This window comes from Trinickia sp. EG282A (assembly GCF_040965455.1).
Lineage (GTDB): Bacteria > Pseudomonadota > Gammaproteobacteria > Burkholderiales > Burkholderiaceae > Trinickia > Trinickia symbiotica.
The window spans coordinates 1-16,563 of record NZ_JBFRCC010000009.1 but is presented as its reverse complement, the minus strand read 5'-3'; the positions used below and the strand labels follow the sequence as shown (position 1 = coordinate 16,563).

Annotated in this window: 27 protein-coding genes; 4 read left to right on the top strand and 23 right to left on the bottom strand. The window is 58.8% G+C overall.

Annotation, left to right across the window (positions count from 1 at the left end; translation table 11 throughout):
- Positions 1–12: 12 nt before the first annotated feature.
- The 8 genes from AB4Y31_RS29455 to AB4Y31_RS29420 all read right to left on the bottom strand — a co-directional run bounded on the left by AB4Y31_RS29455 (position 13) and on the right by AB4Y31_RS29420 (position 2,571).
- Positions 13–339 carry a hypothetical protein gene (locus AB4Y31_RS29455; protein ID WP_368677087.1) on the bottom strand — a complete coding sequence of 109 codons (327 nt, stop codon included), beginning with the start codon at positions 337–339 and terminating at the stop codon, positions 13–15.
- A 129-nt stretch (positions 340–468) separates the two neighbouring features.
- Positions 469–795 carry a hypothetical protein gene (locus AB4Y31_RS29450; protein WP_368677086.1) on the bottom strand — a complete coding sequence of 109 codons (327 nt, stop codon included), beginning with the start codon at positions 793–795 and terminating at the stop codon, positions 469–471.
- Positions 796–825: 30 nt separating this feature from the next.
- Positions 826–1,206 carry a hypothetical protein gene (locus AB4Y31_RS29445; RefSeq protein ID WP_368677085.1) on the bottom strand — a complete coding sequence of 127 codons (381 nt, stop codon included), beginning with the start codon at positions 1,204–1,206 and terminating at the stop codon, positions 826–828.
- Positions 1,207–1,219: 13 nt separating this feature from the next.
- On the bottom strand, positions 1,220–1,438 hold the full coding sequence (locus AB4Y31_RS29440) for a hypothetical protein (protein WP_368677084.1): 219 nt from the start codon (positions 1,436–1,438) through the stop codon (positions 1,220–1,222).
- Between the two features lie 14 nt (positions 1,439–1,452).
- Positions 1,453–1,845, bottom strand: a complete 393-nt coding sequence (locus AB4Y31_RS29435; RefSeq protein ID WP_368677083.1) for a hypothetical protein — start codon at positions 1,843–1,845, stop codon at positions 1,453–1,455.
- A 27-nt stretch (positions 1,846–1,872) separates the two neighbouring features.
- Entirely contained in the window at positions 1,873–2,079 is a 207-nt protein-coding gene (locus tag AB4Y31_RS29430; RefSeq protein WP_368677082.1) for a hypothetical protein, read from the bottom strand.
- A gap of 19 nt (positions 2,080–2,098) precedes the next feature.
- Positions 2,099–2,296, bottom strand: coding sequence for a hypothetical protein (locus tag AB4Y31_RS29425; RefSeq protein ID WP_368677081.1), 198 nt, complete (start codon positions 2,294–2,296; stop codon positions 2,099–2,101).
- Positions 2,296–2,571 carry a hypothetical protein gene (locus AB4Y31_RS29420; protein ID WP_368677080.1) on the bottom strand — a complete coding sequence of 92 codons (276 nt, stop codon included), beginning with the start codon at positions 2,569–2,571 and terminating at the stop codon, positions 2,296–2,298. Before AB4Y31_RS29420 ends, AB4Y31_RS29425 begins: the two co-directional genes overlap by 1 nt.
- Positions 2,572–2,847: 276 nt before the next feature.
- Between AB4Y31_RS29420 and AB4Y31_RS29415 the strand changes: the two genes are divergently transcribed.
- Positions 2,848–3,867: a tyrosine-type recombinase/integrase gene (locus tag AB4Y31_RS29415; RefSeq protein ID WP_368677079.1), complete on the top strand. Its 1,020-nt coding sequence runs from the start codon at positions 2,848–2,850 to the stop codon at positions 3,865–3,867.
- A 7-nt stretch (positions 3,868–3,874) separates the two neighbouring features.
- Here AB4Y31_RS29415 and AB4Y31_RS29410 read toward each other — a convergent pair whose 3' ends face one another.
- The 12 genes from AB4Y31_RS29410 to AB4Y31_RS29355 form a co-directional block, all read right to left on the bottom strand.
- Positions 3,875–4,072 (bottom strand): hypothetical protein, encoded by a 198-nt coding sequence (locus tag AB4Y31_RS29410; RefSeq protein WP_368677078.1) that lies wholly within the window; start codon positions 4,070–4,072, stop codon positions 3,875–3,877.
- A 232-nt stretch (positions 4,073–4,304) separates the two neighbouring features.
- The gene (locus AB4Y31_RS29405; protein WP_368677077.1) at positions 4,305–4,973 is read right to left on the bottom strand and encodes a hypothetical protein; all 669 of its coding nucleotides are present in this window, start codon (positions 4,971–4,973) and stop codon (positions 4,305–4,307) included.
- A 31-nt stretch (positions 4,974–5,004) separates the two neighbouring features.
- Positions 5,005–5,664 carry a hypothetical protein gene (locus AB4Y31_RS29400; protein ID WP_368677076.1) on the bottom strand — a complete coding sequence of 220 codons (660 nt, stop codon included), beginning with the start codon at positions 5,662–5,664 and terminating at the stop codon, positions 5,005–5,007.
- Positions 5,665–5,685: 21 nt separating this feature from the next.
- Positions 5,686–6,600, bottom strand: coding sequence for a DNA cytosine methyltransferase (locus AB4Y31_RS29395; RefSeq protein ID WP_368677075.1), 915 nt, complete (start codon positions 6,598–6,600; stop codon positions 5,686–5,688).
- A gap of 20 nt (positions 6,601–6,620) precedes the next feature.
- Entirely contained in the window at positions 6,621–7,460 is an 840-nt protein-coding gene (locus tag AB4Y31_RS29390) for an A24 family peptidase (RefSeq protein WP_368677074.1), read from the bottom strand.
- Positions 7,448–8,218 carry a hypothetical protein gene (locus AB4Y31_RS29385; protein WP_368677073.1) on the bottom strand — a complete coding sequence of 257 codons (771 nt, stop codon included), beginning with the start codon at positions 8,216–8,218 and terminating at the stop codon, positions 7,448–7,450. The genes AB4Y31_RS29390 and AB4Y31_RS29385 overlap by 13 nt, the downstream gene beginning before the upstream one ends.
- Positions 8,215–8,490 (bottom strand): hypothetical protein, encoded by a 276-nt coding sequence (locus AB4Y31_RS29380; RefSeq protein ID WP_368677072.1) that lies wholly within the window; start codon positions 8,488–8,490, stop codon positions 8,215–8,217. The genes AB4Y31_RS29385 and AB4Y31_RS29380 overlap by 4 nt, the downstream gene beginning before the upstream one ends.
- Entirely contained in the window at positions 8,487–9,020 is a 534-nt protein-coding gene (locus AB4Y31_RS29375) for a hypothetical protein (RefSeq protein ID WP_368677071.1), read from the bottom strand. Before AB4Y31_RS29375 ends, AB4Y31_RS29380 begins: the two co-directional genes overlap by 4 nt.
- A gap of 119 nt (positions 9,021–9,139) precedes the next feature.
- Positions 9,140–9,394 carry a hypothetical protein gene (locus AB4Y31_RS29370; protein ID WP_368677070.1) on the bottom strand — a complete coding sequence of 85 codons (255 nt, stop codon included), beginning with the start codon at positions 9,392–9,394 and terminating at the stop codon, positions 9,140–9,142.
- A gap of 18 nt (positions 9,395–9,412) precedes the next feature.
- On the bottom strand, positions 9,413–9,856 hold the full coding sequence (locus tag AB4Y31_RS29365) for a hypothetical protein (RefSeq protein WP_368677069.1): 444 nt from the start codon (positions 9,854–9,856) through the stop codon (positions 9,413–9,415).
- Positions 9,857–10,655: 799 nt separating this feature from the next.
- The gene (locus AB4Y31_RS29360) at positions 10,656–11,354 is read right to left on the bottom strand and encodes a DUF2786 domain-containing protein (RefSeq protein ID WP_368677068.1); all 699 of its coding nucleotides are present in this window, start codon (positions 11,352–11,354) and stop codon (positions 10,656–10,658) included.
- A gap of 12 nt (positions 11,355–11,366) precedes the next feature.
- Positions 11,367–12,065 (bottom strand): hypothetical protein, encoded by a 699-nt coding sequence (locus AB4Y31_RS29355; RefSeq protein WP_368677067.1) that lies wholly within the window; start codon positions 12,063–12,065, stop codon positions 11,367–11,369.
- A 133-nt stretch (positions 12,066–12,198) separates the two neighbouring features.
- Here AB4Y31_RS29355 and AB4Y31_RS29350 point away from each other — a divergent pair, with 133 nt between their 5' ends.
- The 3 genes from AB4Y31_RS29350 (at position 12,199) to AB4Y31_RS29340 (ending at position 13,980) form a co-directional block, all read left to right on the top strand.
- A complete protein-coding gene (locus AB4Y31_RS29350) occupies positions 12,199–12,639 on the top strand; it encodes a hypothetical protein (RefSeq protein WP_368677066.1) in 441 nt (146 codons plus the stop codon).
- Positions 12,640–12,648: 9 nt separating this feature from the next.
- A complete protein-coding gene (locus AB4Y31_RS29345; protein ID WP_368677065.1) occupies positions 12,649–13,164 on the top strand; it encodes a hypothetical protein in 516 nt (171 codons plus the stop codon).
- A 288-nt stretch (positions 13,165–13,452) separates the two neighbouring features.
- Entirely contained in the window at positions 13,453–13,980 is a 528-nt protein-coding gene (locus tag AB4Y31_RS29340; RefSeq protein WP_368677064.1) for a hypothetical protein, read from the top strand.
- A 436-nt stretch (positions 13,981–14,416) separates the two neighbouring features.
- Here the strand turns inward: AB4Y31_RS29340 and AB4Y31_RS29335 are convergent, their stop codons facing one another.
- The 3 genes from AB4Y31_RS29335 to AB4Y31_RS29325 form a co-directional block, all read right to left on the bottom strand.
- On the bottom strand, positions 14,417–14,797 hold the full coding sequence (locus AB4Y31_RS29335; RefSeq protein WP_368677063.1) for a DUF6283 family protein: 381 nt from the start codon (positions 14,795–14,797) through the stop codon (positions 14,417–14,419).
- Positions 14,798–14,854: 57 nt separating this feature from the next.
- Complete coding sequence (locus AB4Y31_RS29330) at positions 14,855–14,977, bottom strand: hypothetical protein (protein ID WP_368677062.1); 123 nt, start codon at positions 14,975–14,977, stop codon at positions 14,855–14,857.
- 937 nt (positions 14,978–15,914) lie between these two features.
- On the bottom strand, positions 15,915–16,563 hold a 649-nt coding region (locus AB4Y31_RS29325; protein WP_368677061.1), incomplete at its 5' end, for a helix-turn-helix domain-containing protein.

Below are 16,563 nucleotides of genomic sequence, written 5' to 3'. Positions count from 1 at the left end.
GTTTTCCGTGATTCAGATGGAGTTCTCACACTTGCCAGCGGCAGGTACGGGCGACGCGAGCGTAGCGATGAGCGCATAGGCCGGGTAATCACGTTCAGCCGTCTTCGCGAACATCTTGATCGCGGTGTCGTCATTGTCTGCGGCGATGATCGCCTGAATGGGCTTGATAACGTCGGTCGTGCCATTCTTGCGCAGCACGCCAGACACCATGAACCGCGTTGGTTGCCGAACGTGCCAGCCGATGCGTGCGGCACGGCCATCCGACCCGTCCGCAAGCGTCACCGATGAAACCGCAAGCAGCACTGCCGCGACGAATGTGTTGAATCCCGTTCGCTTCATTACTTTCCTTTCGCAAAGAAGGCGTTCAGCATCGCTGTTTTCCTATCGCCTTCATTTCACACGCACGCGGCGATCGAGCTTGCAAACGATGCTGTGCCTTGTGCATGGTTTCTCCGAATTTTCCGATGCTTATGTCCGGCTGGACTGGTAGCAAACGCCGGCCAAGAAATTTTGCAACACGACCATCGATTGACTGTCCGCTTCTCTGAAATCGGCATGCAGGGCATTCAATGCCATCGCCGCTAGACGCTTATCGAGGGAGCTTCCCTTGTAGCCATTAACGAACGAATCGGTCGATTGACCCTTAGCGGTCACCATCGCTGCGCTAACAGCAACACGACTGCGGTCATTGCACGACTGATACAGCTTGGAGTTAAAGTTGTCAGCCGTGGACGCAGCAGACGCGAGGGTGGAGGCACCCACCAGAACGCATGCAACCAGAATCTTGTTTTTCATATGGGTTCCTACTCTTCCCGTTTTCCGTTGTCACTCGACTGCGAGCCTGACAGGCTCCGCACGTTCAAAAAATGAATCCGGCATCGCGAGCATGGTCCGCAGTCGTTCAATGCTCGGTTGATCCCAAACCAAAAATTGGCGGTCGGCGTGATCCTCGTACACATCTGGTCCGTCCCGGTAGCTCGACAGGGGCCACTCGACCTGAGAGCCGCCGCCCTCTTTGTCTGCAAGCTCATCCGGTAAAGCGCGAACGAACACGAAAGACCGAGGTAGGCCCATGTCGTCGCAAGTAACGCCGCCGCGAACAGAAAGGGCCGTGATGTTGCCGTGCGACGAACCGGCGCGAGGCAATTCCTGAAACACCACCGGCGCGGCCAGCGCACAGAAGTCAATGAATGAGAGAACTTGCATGCTGTTTTCCTGTCTATTGTTTGAGCGCAGCAGCCTCGATGCACTGGCCGATCGTATGCAGTTCGGTCGGCGCATATCCCAAACGACGAAGCGCATCACCGGCAGCGTCGATCGCCCCTTGCATCACCGCCCGTTCGTCCTCCGTCTCCGCCCCGCCACAGTCCTGATTTGACAGCACCGCGAGCCCATAGAGACGCACTGCTCTCGCAAGTTGTCGCTTGTTCAATGGCATCGCGTTTTCCGGGTTCAGTAGCCGTGCTTCTTGAGCAACGCTTCCGCGCTATCGAAGTCCCCCGCGACAGGCTGGTAAGCGCCGATGCGATCCTCCAACGATCGCGCTAGCGACCAATCCATGCCCCGGTCGCCACGATCTTCCAGATCGCGGTGGAGTTTCATCAGGCGCGCTGCCAGTTCGTTGGCAAGCGCGTTCGGGTCATCGCTCCGCTGCTGCGGAAGCAAGCTATTTGTCAGTCGCGTCGCCTCCCGGATCAGCCAGTCCTGACGCACCATAATGTTGTCGAACGACGCGTTACCGGTTTTCGCGGTGCCGACTTTCGCCATATCTTGAGTCCGCTTCGATATCTCCGCGAGTTCGCGATAGATCGCGCTAATACCAACGTTGTAATCGTCAAGAGTCATTCTCAGGTTCCCTTTCAGTTTTCGGCCTTACTTCGTCATCGCTGCATCGATCGCCAACTTGGCCGCTGCGGCAGATTGATCTTCGGGCACGATACCCGGTATGGGCTCGCCGACAGGAACAACCTTGTCGCCGTCGATCATCGCCAAGCGTCGAGGTGCGCGACCTTGCGCAGTCACGATGTCTCGAACTTGCTCTTCGACACTGGCGTACATACCCTTGCGCCACTTTTTCATAGTCGCCTCGTTTTCCGGCTCAGGAGCGCGGCAACTTCTTCGGGTCGCCGCTTGACCTCATCATCAGTTCGAGCGTCGCTTCGAGCCGAATAACGCGCTCGGTAAGACCTTCTATCTTCGCCTGTTGCTCCTTTACCGTACCGGCGAGCGACACAACCTTGTCGTTCATCTTTATCACAGTCGTGAGCGCATCCCAAACCTTGTCAGTCACGCCCATTACTTCTTGCCTCCAGCCATCGTCGCAAGGCGCTTGTTCGACTCGGCGACATACGACAAAGCATCGTCGAGCGCGTCGTTTGCTTCCTGGCTGGACGCGTTAACCCGCTCCACCAGGGCGAGAATTTCCTGTTCGTCCTCAGACGGCGTGAAGCCCTGGGCCGCCTGCCGCATCAGTTCGCTCACGTTCAAGCCAAGCTTCTTGGCCGTACTTGCGATTGCACGCTTTTGAACCGGCGTAACCTGTACGACGATCCGCTCAGTCGCTGCTGCCATTTGTCCCTCTATGTACATGAACATGGTATGTACATTCTAACGCGTCGCGATTGCCGGTCAAGAGGATTTTTGCAGCGCGCGAGCGTCTGCCTATCGGGCGCTGACACCTTGACCTGCGACTATTGCGGCCGCGCCAAGGCGTTGGCGTGGGATGAGCAGCGCCGCTCGCACTGCTCGGGGTTGTGGCCGGTTTTTTTCTCGCTGCGCCTCTGTTCGTAACCGGAAATCGCGTACTGTGCTTGGTAAGATTCGACGACGCAGTTAACAGTCATGCCAATGTCCACCAACACCGACCTCTTCGCGGCCGGGCCAGCAGAGTGGGAAGCCCATCCTGATGCCGCATTTGACACTTGGCTCACCGCTCAGGCGGGGCGGGGCCAAAGCGTTCGCATGCGGGCCTCATCGGCCGAAATGTACCGGGCGCAATGGAGAAAGTTTTTAGCTTACGTGCAATCCCATCACCTGGTACTCACGCGGGTACAAGATCACCATGTGAGCGACTTTCTGGCAAGCCTCGATTCTGAGAACAGGAGTCAGCGGGAACGCTACCGAAAGCTGATCGAGCGTGTCTTCGCGGACATGCACGGCGGCAAACCGCCGCGAGGCTTTTGCAACCCCGCCGTTGCAGCAATGAATGAGCGCGGAGCCGCTTGGAAAGCTGTAAGCGGCAACCGACCGATGACCTTTCTTCACCAGGCCGAGCGCGCCAAATTGATCGCGTGTCTGCGGTCGCCAGTTACCGGCGATGAGCCTACTGAATGCTGGCGACAACTACGGGACCGAGCGATGGTCGCTTCATTCCTGGGAGCGGGGTTGAAGGTGGCCGAGGCTCTTCGGCTGACTGTTAACTGCATCGCGCTTGAGAACGTTCACTGGATTAACATCAAGCGCCCTGACTCGCAGTTCTCGCATCGAACATCGCCGGCACCCTACGCCATAGACTTGCTTCGGCGCTGGCTGACGGAGCGCGAGCGATCGGGTTGTCTTGGGGAGCTTGTTTTTCCGGCAGACCTTGAGGGCCGGCCCATGCACTCGGTGACGGCTTTGCGTGCGACTGCGGCTCTAGTGCTCGAATCGGGGATCTCAGATGACCGATTCGAGCGGGCGAGTCCGCAGACTCTCAGAAATACCTTCGCTGCTGAGATGTTCGAAGCGGGCGAGAGCACGAAGTCCGTCGCAGATTCCTTCGGTTTCGCGGTGATCCTCACCGCAGAGCGCATGAAGGCATCGTGGCAAAGATGGCGAAGCGAGCACGGCGCTTCTCGTCGCGTTGATTGTGCGCCCAACGGCCGGTGAGTGCCCCTCAGTTATCCGTGATTGAATCGACTTCGAGGACTCTGTTTTCGCGCTCTGCATCAGCGATAGGCGCGTCGCGCCGCAAATCACGCAGCACGCCAATTCCCGTGTGCAAAGCCAGCCCACAAAACTCGCCTTGCGGCATCCGGGCCTTGTCCGCTGCCTCGCGCATGCGCCGGTAGTCCTCAGGATGCAGATCGAGCACGACTGATACTTTCTCTACTCGCTCCATATGATCACCTCACTCGTGAAGGAACGAGCCCGGCACTTCCTCATTGCGATTTCCTGCGCAAACTGCCAACCGACATCACATTTTCGAGTCATTCGAGCCCCCAAACCTATATGCGTATCGCACATACGATACACATTCTATAAGATGCGTCAAATGAAGCCAGCAATGTTTTCGCCTAGCTCTCTCGGCCTCAGAGGTTGATAGATTAGATGCCCGGCTGCGGGGGCACCCTTCGTGAGGCATCAGTTCGTTCAATCTCCTGCGGTTTCAGTTCGGCGGCTCGACTCGACGTTGAGGCCGAAAGATAGAGCTTAGTCGCACCATGTGCTTCGTCGAGCGCCTCTTGAATCAAGCCATCGTCGTCCGAAAACAGCCCTTTCATCTGCTCGACCTGAGTCTCCAGCGAGTCGACTGCGCCGTACAATTCTTCGGCAACAGCCTTCCAATCCACCGGATGTCCCGTCTCCGGCCGTTTCCCGTCCGCTCCGTCACAGGGGCGCACAGCGCCCTTGTCTGCGAGCGCATAGCCGCCCTTGTGGTCGTCGGTCCATGCCGTGTCGATGCCCCGAGGGCGATACATCGCGACGTATCCTTGGCCCTCGTCTGCTCTCAACCACACATGCCAGTGCTCTCGCTCTGCTCGTGCGATGAACTCAGCCAGATCCGCTTCGGACAGAGACCTTGCTTCGAGCAGATCCCAATCCCCCTTCGAGTTCCACGGGTGCCCGTGCATTTCGGTTACGTGGTGCTCGACAGGCGATTTCCCAATCGGTGTTATCGGTGTTTTCTGGTCGCTAGCGGACGACTCTCCGATCGCCGCTGAAACACCCATTGCAGCCTCGACGCGTTTTCGAAATTCCTCAACCTTAGACATAGTGTCTCCTTGTGCGGATATCAACCAAAGTTCAGAAAAGCGCCTGTTGCATCAGATCGCACTCGGGCGACATCGCCGAGGCACGGCCGACGTGCGCCGGCTCAGCACGCTTTGTCGGTTCATATCTCGTTCCGCCGCCACGCAGGCTCTCGAATAGCGCCTCGATCGCGTCTAACGCACTAACGTAAGCGATCGGCTTGCCGGGCACGAACCAACCCGCGTTGTGGGGAATCTCGTCGTTGTAACAGCACCCAAGTCGCTTCGCGAGAATTCCGAGCGCATCCGCGATGTCGTTGGGCATGGGATGCGACGGTTCGATAGCCAGCGCGCGCTTCGGCACTGGCGCGCTCGCAAGCGACAAAGGCACACGCGCTTGCGACGATTCGTCGTCCGACTCCTCCCCCGGAGGACCGCCCAAACCCGTCGGCTCTTTCCACTTCATCAGCCGTTCGAGATCCGCTGGACTCATCCAGCGCGTGCCGGTCACATCCACCACCGCTTTCCACGAAGAGAGCTTCTGCGTCAGGACGTATCCCGTAATCTCGTATCCGCCCGGATGAAAGAGGCGCTGCGTTCGTTCGCGAACCCCACTTGTGACTGCGTGCTGCGGCAGGAAAACCATCTCCTGCGGCAAAGCATCGGGTACTTCGCACACTTCTTTGCTCTCTTCTTGAGAGGAATCTGTGCTCATGGATGGGCCTTTATTCAAGCGTTATGCCGCCAACTTGATTTCGTTAATAAGATCAGTCACAACTGGCGGGCACACTGCGTTTCCAAGGAGGTGAATAGCCTCACGCCGTGTCGGCGGGAGATGGTAGTCGGCGGGAAACCCCATTGCTCCAATGACCTCGGGCGGCTGCAACATTCTCATGTGCTCACCGTCGATGATGGCCCACCGATCAAGTGTCGTTATCGTGCCGATGGGTCGATCAATGCTTCGCCCCGTTGTTCCGCTGCCACTTCCATAGTAGGGGGCCACGAAGCGTTTCCCGAAGCGAGCGCGACCAGCAGCGATACGCTTCAGCGTTGCTTGACTTCGATTCGGCTTTTCGACAGGCGACCAACGATGCTTGCCCCATTCGATCACCGTACCGATGCCGATATGCGGGCGCTTAGGCAACGATAGGCGCAGTGGATTCTTTGACCTCGTGCAGATCAAAAACAGGCGCTCACGATTCTGCGGTACACCATGATCCGCCGCATCGATCACGTGTGGCGCGACGGCGTAACCAAGCGCGTTCATCGCTTGAAGCCATGCCGGGTAAAGCTGCCATTTGATAAAGTCAACCACGTTTTCCACGACCACCAAATACTCCTGATGATATTCGGCGCAGCTCACGACCGCCCAAGCAGTGTTACGCTGCTTGTCGTGATACGGGCGATCTTTGCCCCGAGCCGGCGTGTGGCCTTGGCAGCACGGAGAAGCCAGCATGACATCGTGTGAAGGCAGCGACGTCCAATCAGCCTGGTGAAGATCCTGACAGACGTGGATGGCCTCTGGATGATTGTTGGCGTGGTATTGGACCGCAAGCGGCGAATGGTTGCCAGCCCATACAATCTCAACCCCGGCCGCCTTGGCGCCAGTGCTAAAGCCTCCTCCACCGGCAAAGAGATCAACAGCCTTCATTTCCTTGCTTTCCTCATGTTTCAGAAGGTCAGTGGCGTTCCGGCCACTAACGTAAAGACACCGGCGAGCGCTATAAAAGGACCGAAAGGCATCGCTTCATCGCTGGATGCCTTGCCGCGTACAACCAGCAACGCCCCGTGCGCGGCGGCAAGCACGAATGAAATGAGGAACACCTGACCGATAGATGCCAGGCCAAACCATGCGCCTATAGCCCCGAAGAGCTTCAGGTCTCCGAATCCCAAGCCGTCACGGCCGGTGATCGCGCGTGCCGTGTGGAACACCACCGCCAGGGCAGCGTACCCCACAGCCGCGCCCATCAACGCGGAGTGGAATGGTGCGAAGACTCCAGCAAGGTTGACCGCAAGTCCTAGTGCGATCATCGGGAGAGTAATCGCGTCCGGCAGCAACCCCGTCTCTGCGTCGATGCACGCCAACGTCAGCAGACTGGCTCCGAACAGGTAGCCGGCCAGCGCTTTCACGGACACGCCAAAGCGCAACATCACGAAGACTGCGAGCATCGCGGACAAGATCTCGATCAGCGGGTAGCGCCAATGAATCGCGGTGCGACACTGGCTGCATCTCCCGCGCAAGAACAGATAGCTCAGTACAGGAACGTTTTCCCACGCACGAAGCTGATGCCCGCACTCAGGACATCCAGAATGAGGCACGATCAGGTTGTACCGGCCAGAAACCTCCCCTTCGACACGATGCTCGCGACTCGACCACTCGCGAGCAAGCATGATAGGCAGTCGATGAATCACGACCGTGAGGAAGCTGCCGATCATGAGGCCGACGAGTGCAACGAGGCCGGAGCGGATCGGCATAGGCACGGCGGCAAACTCCACCATCATGTGTTGCATTCGTCCACCTTTGCTTCTGCCGCTGGAAACAGTGCCAGCGCCTCATCACACTGCGACAGGATCGCCGCCGCACGCTTCTTGACGCCTTCGATGCCTCGCCAGGTGTCAAGCACGCCCGAGGCTAGTACAGCCCGGACAGCAAGGCCGATCTCTTCGCTTCTACCCCACTCGCTTATCTTCACGCCGCTAAGCGCCTCGATCTCCGCGATTGCTTCGTGCGTCCGTCGAAAGCGTTGTGTGCGGGCGTCTATCTCCTTCGTTATCCGCTCTTCATCGCCCTGCCGCAGGCGATGGATCTCCACGCTAACGGCGGCCTTTACAAGATCCTCGTCTGCCGCGCTTGCTCGGCGCAGCATCGCGGCCACAAAGGCGCGCGTGACCGGCTCGGCAACGAGCTTTGGTGCTGCAACGCCCTGACGCAACTTGCCGCCGGCGTGAGCTTGGTAGTACCCCCAAGTGGGAGGTAACTCGCCATCGAGGATTACTCCATCGGGAGCAACTACCCACCACCGATCGCAATACCGTTGAACGGGTGCCGATTTCGCAGGATCTTTCAGTTCACGGAGCCAGTCAGCCCGGCTGACCCTGATTTCAAAGCCATGGACTTCGAGACCACGCGAATCGTACATATTGACCGCAACCGCATCCGCCCACCTGTTGTGCTGAACACCGGTCGCGTCTGCCACTTCGAAGAAGAGTGCCCATTCGGGCGCACAGAAGCGCGAGCGAAGAGCCGCCTTCACGTCAGCCGTTTTCATGCGATGGCCCCTGATGGCACACCGTCGATCGGCTCGACATCACTGCCGTGTACGCGGGAGATATTGACCGATATGCCGCAATGCGGACACGGATCGAATTTCAGCCACAAACCGTTGCCCGTACCTGTCACGGTCGCAAACGAACCGGCCGGAATGGTCGCGTAACCATTCGCCATCTCGCACGTGGTACGAACGCGCATATTGAGCCAGTCGCCGACCCGCCTTTTCCCAGGCGGAGGGACGTTCTTGACCTTGAATGCGGTGACGTTCATTGCGCGCCTCCGTGAACGAGCACCGCAGCGTCACCGATCAGCGCGTGGGCCTCATTGGCGGCCGCAGCGTGATGGACGTTGTAGTCGCCCTCGCCCTTCAGCTTGCGATGCCAGTTTGCACACAGCGCCGCCGTAGTAATGACGTGATGCCTTGCCTTCTCCGTGTCACCGCGCAGCCACGAGTACAACGCCTTGCCTGCGAGATAGCCGACCACCCAATACCACTGCGCCGGGTCTTTGCGCGCATCCTCATCGCCATGCTTCTGCCGCTGGAATTCGGCTTCAATTGCCACGCCCCGGATGAAATCATCACAATGCGGCGTATGGATAATCGCGTTCAGGCGGTCGATCTCATCCTGAAGTGCTGACGACTGCTCGCGCGATGCCGCAAGCAGTCGTGAAGCCGCTTCCATGCTCTCAGCCATCTCGGCGTACTGGTGATCGTCGCGTAGCCTGGCTGCGTCGTCGCCGAGGCGCGCGAGCACCTGCTCACACTCGGTCAGTTCTGCGTTCAACGCGGTTTCATCCATATCCACGCCGACTTGCCGCCGTGCGCCATGCAACTCAGCGAAAGCGCGCTCGATCCCGTCGTTGTCAACCGGCTCGCAAGCGCCACGCAATGTCTCTCGCTTTTCCCTGCTGCGTCGGCTCATACGCCCTCCGTCGCATGTTGCCGGCTAGGCGTTCCCAACGGGCGGACGGCCTCAAGCACCACGCACCCGGAAACGCCTTCCACCATCACTACGGCGGTATGCCCGCTCGACACCCAGGCCTCGCTACGCGTCTTCGTCGCGACGCCCTCGCCTTCGCCGATGATCCGGTGGTACTTCACGAGCGCGCCGACGCCATGCCGACGATTCCAGTCGGCCACCACGCGTTCAAGCTTTACCGAAGTCTTCTTCATGACATTCCCCGTTTTTCCCTAGCTGCAAGCCGCGCTGACTTCTTCTTCCCATGCTTCCAGAGGCGACTCGCCTTCGAGATACGGCTCGATCCACGGGTCACCCGGCTTGCTTGCGCCGGAATTCGCCGTATAGTCGCGCTCGCCCCACTGCTCCCAGGCCAGTGCGTCGATCTGCTCCAGCCACGTCCGATACGGAAGATCGCACTCCACCTCCTGAACGCCAACGACCGGATAGGAGAGCGATCGTTGATCTTCAGAGAACGTGATGATGTCGCCTTCGGAAAAGACCTTTGCGGTGAGCGCTCGACCTTCCCATATCAGCCGCTGGAACGGCCCGCAATAAAAGATCACCCCATCGATCACATGAAGCGTGGTCAGGTCTTGCCCACGGTCATTAAGCTCGATCTTGTAGATCGCGCACTCAGACTTTCCCTGATGCTTAACAGCTTCCAAATCAGCCATTACAGACTCCCTCTCGTTCATCGCGCAAAACCACCAATGCGCAGAGCGCACCGGCTCCGATCAAATTGGCGGCCACCTCCCGAAGCAAATGTTCCGTAAGCGCGCCACATCCTTCCTGAGCAAGGCGTTGCAGTTCAAAAAGACCTTCCGCCAACTTGGACATAGCGCCCCCGAATTTCAGTCTCTGCCGTGCTTACGGCCTACCCCGATGCAAGGCGATTTTGCTACCATGATCCGATGTTAGGTCAGTTTATCTGACCTCGCAAGAACTGTTTCACACTCCGTCATGACTTGCATCGTTCGTATCCGAAACGGTTGGGCGACTCTTCATGAGGTTCTCCAGATCGTCGAGATCCGTGAAACGGACGATTTCGCCCTCGCCTACAATCCTGCCTCCAGACCCGTAGATCTGAATCGAGCAGTCCTCTCCCCACACCCTGCGCATGCGCCTGATGACAGCATCACGCGTCTGATCGTTCGAGAACATCCCTGTCTCCTCTTGCTCGCCAACTGGCTATGCGCCGCCCGGCTTCGCCGATACTCTTCGTCAACGCGCCCCACTGTCGCGGGAAAAACTGGCGAAAGCCCCCGATCAACGTGGTGCCCAGGTAGAACGACTGCTGCGCGAGAAATCCGTGTGCATCGAGATGCCACAAGGCAGCGATCCCTAGTACGTTCGACAACAACCAGACAGGCCACGTAAGACGCAGCAGACGGCCGCCGACACTGTTCGTTATTGCCCCAAGGACGCCGAGCACTGACGCGCACCACTGAACCTGATCCCACACCATGCTCACCGTCAGGAAAGTTGCAGCGGCTCGCTGGACGCCGCCACGCCGTGATGCAGGCGTGCAGACTGGCCGGCGTCTTTGCCCGCGAGAAAGTCCATGTAAAGGCTGCTATCGACCTTCCGGTTCGGCGTCCGATCGCGCGGGTTCAAGTCGGGCGAATCGGCTGTCTCGGGGTATTTCAGCCTGAGATACGTTGCGATCGCAGCATCGCTCTTCGTATCGGCAAACTCGCCTACTTGCTGCGCGACCGTCGCGACCCAGGCACGACAGAACATGTCAGCCCGCTCGATTTTTCGGCTGCTGGCACAATGCTTCAGCCGCGCCGCGATGTACTCGGCGCGCGCCTTCTTGCATTGCCGAAACAGCACTTCAAATGCGTAGGCAGCAATTTCGGCCGACTGCCCCACGCCGACGAAGCGCCAGTACCCCTTTTTCCAGTCGCGTTCGAAGATGACAGCGCACCCAAACGCGGCGCTGACCGTCCCGACCAGTGCCGCCTCCCACAGCGGCGGCCGACGTTTCGCACCCGCTCCGGTCGCCGCGTCGGTAACCGATGCGGCTTCGACCTGATCTTCGCTGATGCCATGCAGTCGCATGAGCGCACGTGCCTGTCTCAGCGCAGCAGCAGCTTCGTGTTCGTTCGAGCTTTTCGACAGCGCAAGGCATTTCCTGATCTTGTCGAAGACTTTGGATTTATCGGTGGTCATTCCTCGCTCCAATCAATAGCTGTGCTCTACGATCGCTTTGCGATCGGATAGCTGGATAGGTTCCGGTGTGCCAAGCATTCCCCGCCTCGTCGCGAACAACGGCGTCGGCCCGCTCGTTAGTGCAAGTACCCTTCTTTCCAGTGCGACGAGCGCCGAGAGGTGAAAGTGCTCGGTAGCGGGATTCCCAAAATAGATCCCTCCGCGCGAAGGATGATCTGCTCCGAGATGGAGTTGCCCGAAGTGACTGGCAGTTGCGTCGTCCACGCGAACAAAATGGGAGCCACCTAGAAAAAGCAGTTCGCGCCTGATGCGGTAGGAAGTCGGTTGCTCACGCAGCAGCCGGAAAAGTTCAGGGGCGCTGCGCCAGGAAACGGTGATTGATCCGTGCGAGCCATCGCGCTCAAGGCTCTTGATACGCACCCATCCGTCTCTCTGTATCAGGGCGAAATACTCGCCCTGGACCGGCAGGCTTATGCGGTACGCGTGCCGATATTCGGCGCGCACTTCAGACAAGGATCTGTCAAACGGCAGGTTCAGGCCAGTCTCTGCCAGCAACGGAGCCTCGATATCCAGCCCTTCTTTTGCTCGCGCTATCCCACCCTTGCGCGCAAGGCGCAGGGCGTCGGAATACAGCCGGAACGGTCCGTCAGAAAAGTGGTACGTCGCGACGGCGACGCGAGCGCTAAGCAACAGTGAAAAGCTGCTCGACATTGGCTCGTATCCGAAAAAGAGCCGGATGAACGATGTACGTCCATCCGGCGTAGCGAGGGCCAAACCGGGTCAACATCCAAAGCCGAGCGGGGTCTCGACCCGGATGCTTTCCCGCTACGGAAATGCCGGTATAATGCTTTGGAAAATTCCGTATGATTGTAACGATACATGCAAATCGGGAGAGAGTCAAACCATGCAGATCCGCTTGCCTGACCCCGTAGTACAAGAGGTTGTGACTGAAATCATCGGCTCGACCGGAGATGCTGATCTCGCGAAAAACCTGTTTCGCCTGTCGGTCAGCGCGCCGCGACAGATCTGCGACGCAACCGTGGCTGTCGCGAGTGCGATGCTTCTCGCGAAGACGGCCATGCCGCAGGAACAGGTGAAGTTTCTGGAAGCGATCGGGCGGCAGTTGGCACCTATTCGCCAGCATCACGCGCTCGTTGCCCTCGCGCTTGCGCTGGTCGAAGCCGAAGCGGCCACGACCGACGATGTATTCCGCGATCGACGGATCATCCCTGACGCGCTCTTCGAGTCACGCCTCGCGGAAATCAAACAACTCCTGCGCCACTGAGGTGACCCAATGAAAAGCCTTCAGCGTCTCCAGCAACACATCCTCGCTACCGACCGCGCGTTCGGCCAGGGTATTGCGATCACGCCACGGGCGGAACGGTTGCGCGTCGCGTTCCGGCGTGGCCTCGTCGTCGGCGCGACGGCGACCGCAACCCTGATGGGCGCAGCCGCTTACGTGAAGGTCGGACCCGGCTCCTATGACCCGCAGAAACTGTACCTCGGGGATGCGACCGACAGCCGCGTTATGGCAAGCATCTACGATCACCACCGCGAACTGCTGGCCGCTCGCGAACGTGTTCACGATATCAAGCTCGCCATGATCCAGGGCGAAGGGCCGGAAAGCCTTGAAGAGCAGGCTAACCAACTGCGCAAGGCCCGCGCTGAGGAACAGCGCATCGCACACGAATTCGCGCAGCAGACCTACGGCCTATCCACGGAGCAAATCCATCATATCGTCGGCGACGACGATTCAGCCCCGGACGAACCTGAAATCGTCGCCCAGGCCACTCCCCGCTTTCGCCCCTGAGAGGCCATCATGCTTGCGCCGCATTCCGTTCGCCTCTTCTTCGATCAAAACGATGCCTTCCGCTGCGACGCGGAGGAAAGCGCCCAGGTGGAGGCGTACATTCGCGCGATGCGCGTCGTACAGCAGCGCACAGGTGCCACGCCTCGATCTGCGCTCAGTAATTGCGCGCCGATACATATTGAGTCCTTGTCCGGCCCCCTCTCGGTAATCCGCGTTTCTGGCCTACCTCATCACCAGAACCCGGCGCACGATCCCGTAACACTCTCTCCGGCCGAACAAGCTCTTTTCATGAAGCGGGGCGATCACTTCATTCTGAAGACGGAGCGCGACGGCATCGAGCACGCGGCTTTCATCGCGCTTGATTACTCGATTTCTCCCCGGCTCATTACGTCGGATCAGCCGATCGTGCTGCGCAACCCGATCGACGCGATGCTCTCGGATCTGAACGCGACCAGGCTGCTCGAACTGGTGCAGCAGCGGGAATTGACGCCGACCGAGCAGTTCATGGCGTCTCAAACGATGCCTACGATCTGGAAGCGCTACGGCGGGCCGCCTGTCGCGGCGATCCTGAATCCGACCGTACAGGACGCGGCCGAATGCTACGAGTTTGCGCAGCACTTCACGGACTCGTATCAACGAATCCGATCCATCGCGCAACTGACATCGGAATGGGCAAGGGTGTTTCTCGGGCCGCAGTCGGCCACGCCCGCCCCTTCGACCTTCGACATCGAAATCGCAGATCACGAACTGCCCGTCACGGTCCCCGCCGAGTCGTCACCGCCTCCCGTCGAGCATCGACCACGGATGCGCATGTAAGCCATAGGGAACGATTCACGTGCGCACACCCAAACCACGCCTCGGCCAGTCAGGAGACCTCGCACCGCGAAAGCGAAGCGGCGCAATCACAAGATTACGTGCGGAAATTGAAGAGGGTCTTGTGCGCGCCGTGCCGAAGGCTCTCTGCCGCGCAACACTTGAGATCTACACAGGGAGCGGAGAAGGCGTCCTCTATCAGCTTGGAACTCAGCATTACGTGTGGGTCCACCTTTTCGGACATGCAACCTCCCGTAGCCAGTACCGTGCGCTGGTAACGACCGCGAGAAAGGTCAGGCTCCAAACCTCGAAAGAATGCGTGCTGTGTCAGAACGCCGATGATGTAATCGCGGCGATGCTCTCTGAGATTCGCCGACTTCAGAAAGCCGGGGCGATGTAGCATCCGATAGCCGGCGATATCAGATGATATCGTTTGATATCACTGCGCCTCAGTTGACGCTCGCAATTTTTCGAGCACTTCGCCGTAACTCGTATGCAAGGGCGATGTGCCTTCACCCGCTTTGAGAGCATCGACGCTCAGTCGCCCCATTGAAATCGCGAGGCGCACGCCCGGATGCGCGTGTCCAACCATTGTAAGCCAGCCCGCGCAAGGTATTTCCTGCCCCTCTTCCGACAGATGGCATGCAAACCATGACGCACCGAATGACGGCCCCATCCCGCGCTGATCCGGGCATGTACCCGCGAGACTCTCCGCCAGTTCCATGCTGAAGTTGGGAATGTCGCGGGCGTCCCGGTCCTTTCGCCACGGACAGGACTCGCAGGGGCGCCTCGGTGCTTTGATCGCAGATGCTTTACTCATTTTCCTAACGTTTCGCGGGTCTGGTCTCAAGCCGCACACCACCGTCCCATTCGAGCGTCACGCCATTACCGCACTCGTCACACGTCGAAGCTTCGCCGTCGTGTGAATCATCAGGAAGATGACGATCGCCGCGATGCCCACACGAAGCGCATCGATATACGTAGAGGACGCTGATAGCATCAGTCCCTGCCTTTCTGTGTTTCGCTTCGCCCATGGCTTCCCTTGTTTTCGGTTCAAGCGGGAACGAAATTGGATGCCCGCCGTCTGGAAACTGGCCCCACTCGACCTCATTCGTGTACTCGGTACATTTCACGAACAAGGGGTTTGGTCCGTGTGCTCGGGAGATCTCCAGAGCGGCTTGCGGCACTGCGTCCTGCGGAAATAGATGCTCCACCAGGCGAGCGTCGTAGTCACCCTTCAAGACGTTTATTCGCTGGCCACCAGCGTCGTAACCGGCGAGCGGACGACCGCCGCGAACGTGAATTGTTGGCATCCTTGACTCCCTGTTTCGAAGCGGTGCATGGGCATTTCGAACCATCGCGTCACATGGTACAGCAGGACGCTTTGCCATAAGCGCAGCGCATGGATCGTCGTGCCGCCCTCGGCAATCTCCCCTCATTAGCCCATCAATTGCCGCGTCGCCGCATTGCGCGATAGCTGCCATAGAAGCCATGTCCGAAGGGACTTTCACGGTTTTTGCCAAGCAGCTGCAGGCCGCTCACGGCGACGCGATTTTGCTGCACTCGCACATTGCAAACATGCCCCAAAAAACTGTACGTTTACACAGTATTAAACCGGACGCCCTGCCATGCCTCACCGCCCACCGTTGACCGCCGCCAAGCTGGCCGAACTCTACGACCATAATCCTTCCCCTGAAGTGCTAGATCTGCTTTGGGAGATCCATCGCCTTCGGGCCACCATCCTCCGCGCGGATCAGATCCGACGAGTGCTACGGCATTGCCCTGCCGGCGTACCCAATGCGCTATGGGAGGCGTTCCAGCACGAACTGGACGCGGAGCCATGTTTGAGCGATCCGCCGACGCCTCGTCAGCAACGGATTCGTGAGCACTTCCGCGCGCTCTAGCGCACTCGCTTCGTATGCTACGCTCCTCAAAAGTCATCCTTTCGGACGGACTGGCTTGGGAGCGTTTTCAACTAGCGGCTCGCCTTCATTTGGCTCGGATGCCGGTTCGTTGCGATGCCTCCGGTCTTCGCTTGCGAGAATCTGCTTGATTCTCGTTGGGGTTATTCCGAACTTTTCAGCGATTTGGTTAGCCGATTGTCCTTGCTTATGCAGCATGTAAATTTCCAACCGCCGCCGCATTTGCAATTGGAGCTTGTTCAATTCACGCCGATCGCTAACGCCAGAATTAGAATCGCTATCATTCTTCCATCCGAGAGAAAGTAGCCTAACTTCTTGATGCGACAAAGCCAGCGTATCCGCGATTTCTCGGTAGGTATTCCCCTCCGAATATAATTTGAAAATGAACTGCCCCTTTTGTTCGCTGGACAGCCCGGAAAACTCGTTCAGTAGATTAGGGATGCGATGCGGATCTTGGGCCAGCGATCCGCGCCCCGTTCTGGGAACGACGAACGTCTCTCCTTTCGCACGGCCCAAGGCGGTGCCTTTACCCCTGCGCCGCCCACCGACCAACGCTTCATGGGCCGATCTCACGTCATCAAGCGGAATTCTCACTTGATCCACGTCCATACTTTTTACCGTGGCCTCCGATAGCACCGTGCGCAGCATGGTCGAGGAGAGTTTG

Coding starts and splice junctions, on each gene's coding strand:
- AB4Y31_RS29380 (WP_368677072.1), bottom strand. CDS start 8,490: ATGAACGTCACCGCATTCAAGGTCAAGAACGTCCCTCCGCCTGGGAAA.
- AB4Y31_RS29365 (WP_368677069.1), bottom strand. CDS start 9,856: ATGGCTGATTTGGAAGCTGTTAAGCATCAGGGAAAGTCTGAGTGCGCG.
- AB4Y31_RS29335 (WP_368677063.1), bottom strand. CDS start 14,797: ATGAGTAAAGCATCTGCGATCAAAGCACCGAGGCGCCCCTGCGAGTCC.
- AB4Y31_RS29370 (WP_368677070.1), bottom strand. CDS start 9,394: ATGAAGAAGACTTCGGTAAAGCTTGAACGCGTGGTGGCCGACTGGAAT.
- AB4Y31_RS29405 (WP_368677077.1), bottom strand. CDS start 4,973: ATGTCTAAGGTTGAGGAATTTCGAAAACGCGTCGAGGCTGCAATGGGT.
- AB4Y31_RS29400 (WP_368677076.1), bottom strand. CDS start 5,664: ATGAGCACAGATTCCTCTCAAGAAGAGAGCAAAGAAGTGTGCGAAGTA.
- AB4Y31_RS29355 (WP_368677067.1), bottom strand. CDS start 12,065: ATGTCGAGCAGCTTTTCACTGTTGCTTAGCGCTCGCGTCGCCGTCGCG.
- AB4Y31_RS29340 (WP_368677064.1), top strand. CDS start 13,453: ATGAAGCGGGGCGATCACTTCATTCTGAAGACGGAGCGCGACGGCATC.
- AB4Y31_RS29330 (WP_368677062.1), bottom strand. CDS start 14,977: ATGCTATCAGCGTCCTCTACGTATATCGATGCGCTTCGTGTGGGCATC.
- AB4Y31_RS29420 (WP_368677080.1), bottom strand. CDS start 2,571: ATGGCAGCAGCGACTGAGCGGATCGTCGTACAGGTTACGCCGGTTCAA.
- AB4Y31_RS29415 (WP_368677079.1), top strand. CDS start 2,848: ATGTCCACCAACACCGACCTCTTCGCGGCCGGGCCAGCAGAGTGGGAA.
- AB4Y31_RS29360 (WP_368677068.1), bottom strand. CDS start 11,354: ATGACCACCGATAAATCCAAAGTCTTCGACAAGATCAGGAAATGCCTT.
- AB4Y31_RS29425 (WP_368677081.1), bottom strand. CDS start 2,296: ATGGGCGTGACTGACAAGGTTTGGGATGCGCTCACGACTGTGATAAAG.
- AB4Y31_RS29390 (WP_368677074.1), bottom strand. CDS start 7,460: ATGCAACACATGATGGTGGAGTTTGCCGCCGTGCCTATGCCGATCCGC.
- AB4Y31_RS29450 (WP_368677086.1), bottom strand. CDS start 795: ATGAAAAACAAGATTCTGGTTGCATGCGTTCTGGTGGGTGCCTCCACC.
- AB4Y31_RS29440 (WP_368677084.1), bottom strand. CDS start 1,438: ATGCCATTGAACAAGCGACAACTTGCGAGAGCAGTGCGTCTCTATGGG.
- AB4Y31_RS29345 (WP_368677065.1), top strand. CDS start 12,649: ATGAAAAGCCTTCAGCGTCTCCAGCAACACATCCTCGCTACCGACCGC.
- AB4Y31_RS29435 (WP_368677083.1), bottom strand. CDS start 1,845: ATGACTCTTGACGATTACAACGTTGGTATTAGCGCGATCTATCGCGAA.
- AB4Y31_RS29350 (WP_368677066.1), top strand. CDS start 12,199: ATGCTTTGGAAAATTCCGTATGATTGTAACGATACATGCAAATCGGGA.
- AB4Y31_RS29385 (WP_368677073.1), bottom strand. CDS start 8,218: ATGAAAACGGCTGACGTGAAGGCGGCTCTTCGCTCGCGCTTCTGTGCG.
- AB4Y31_RS29375 (WP_368677071.1), bottom strand. CDS start 9,020: ATGGATGAAACCGCGTTGAACGCAGAACTGACCGAGTGTGAGCAGGTG.
- AB4Y31_RS29445 (WP_368677085.1), bottom strand. CDS start 1,206: ATGCAAGTTCTCTCATTCATTGACTTCTGTGCGCTGGCCGCGCCGGTG.
- AB4Y31_RS29430 (WP_368677082.1), bottom strand. CDS start 2,079: ATGAAAAAGTGGCGCAAGGGTATGTACGCCAGTGTCGAAGAGCAAGTT.
- AB4Y31_RS29395 (WP_368677075.1), bottom strand. CDS start 6,600: ATGAAGGCTGTTGATCTCTTTGCCGGTGGAGGAGGCTTTAGCACTGGC.
- AB4Y31_RS29455 (WP_368677087.1), bottom strand. CDS start 339: ATGAAGCGAACGGGATTCAACACATTCGTCGCGGCAGTGCTGCTTGCG.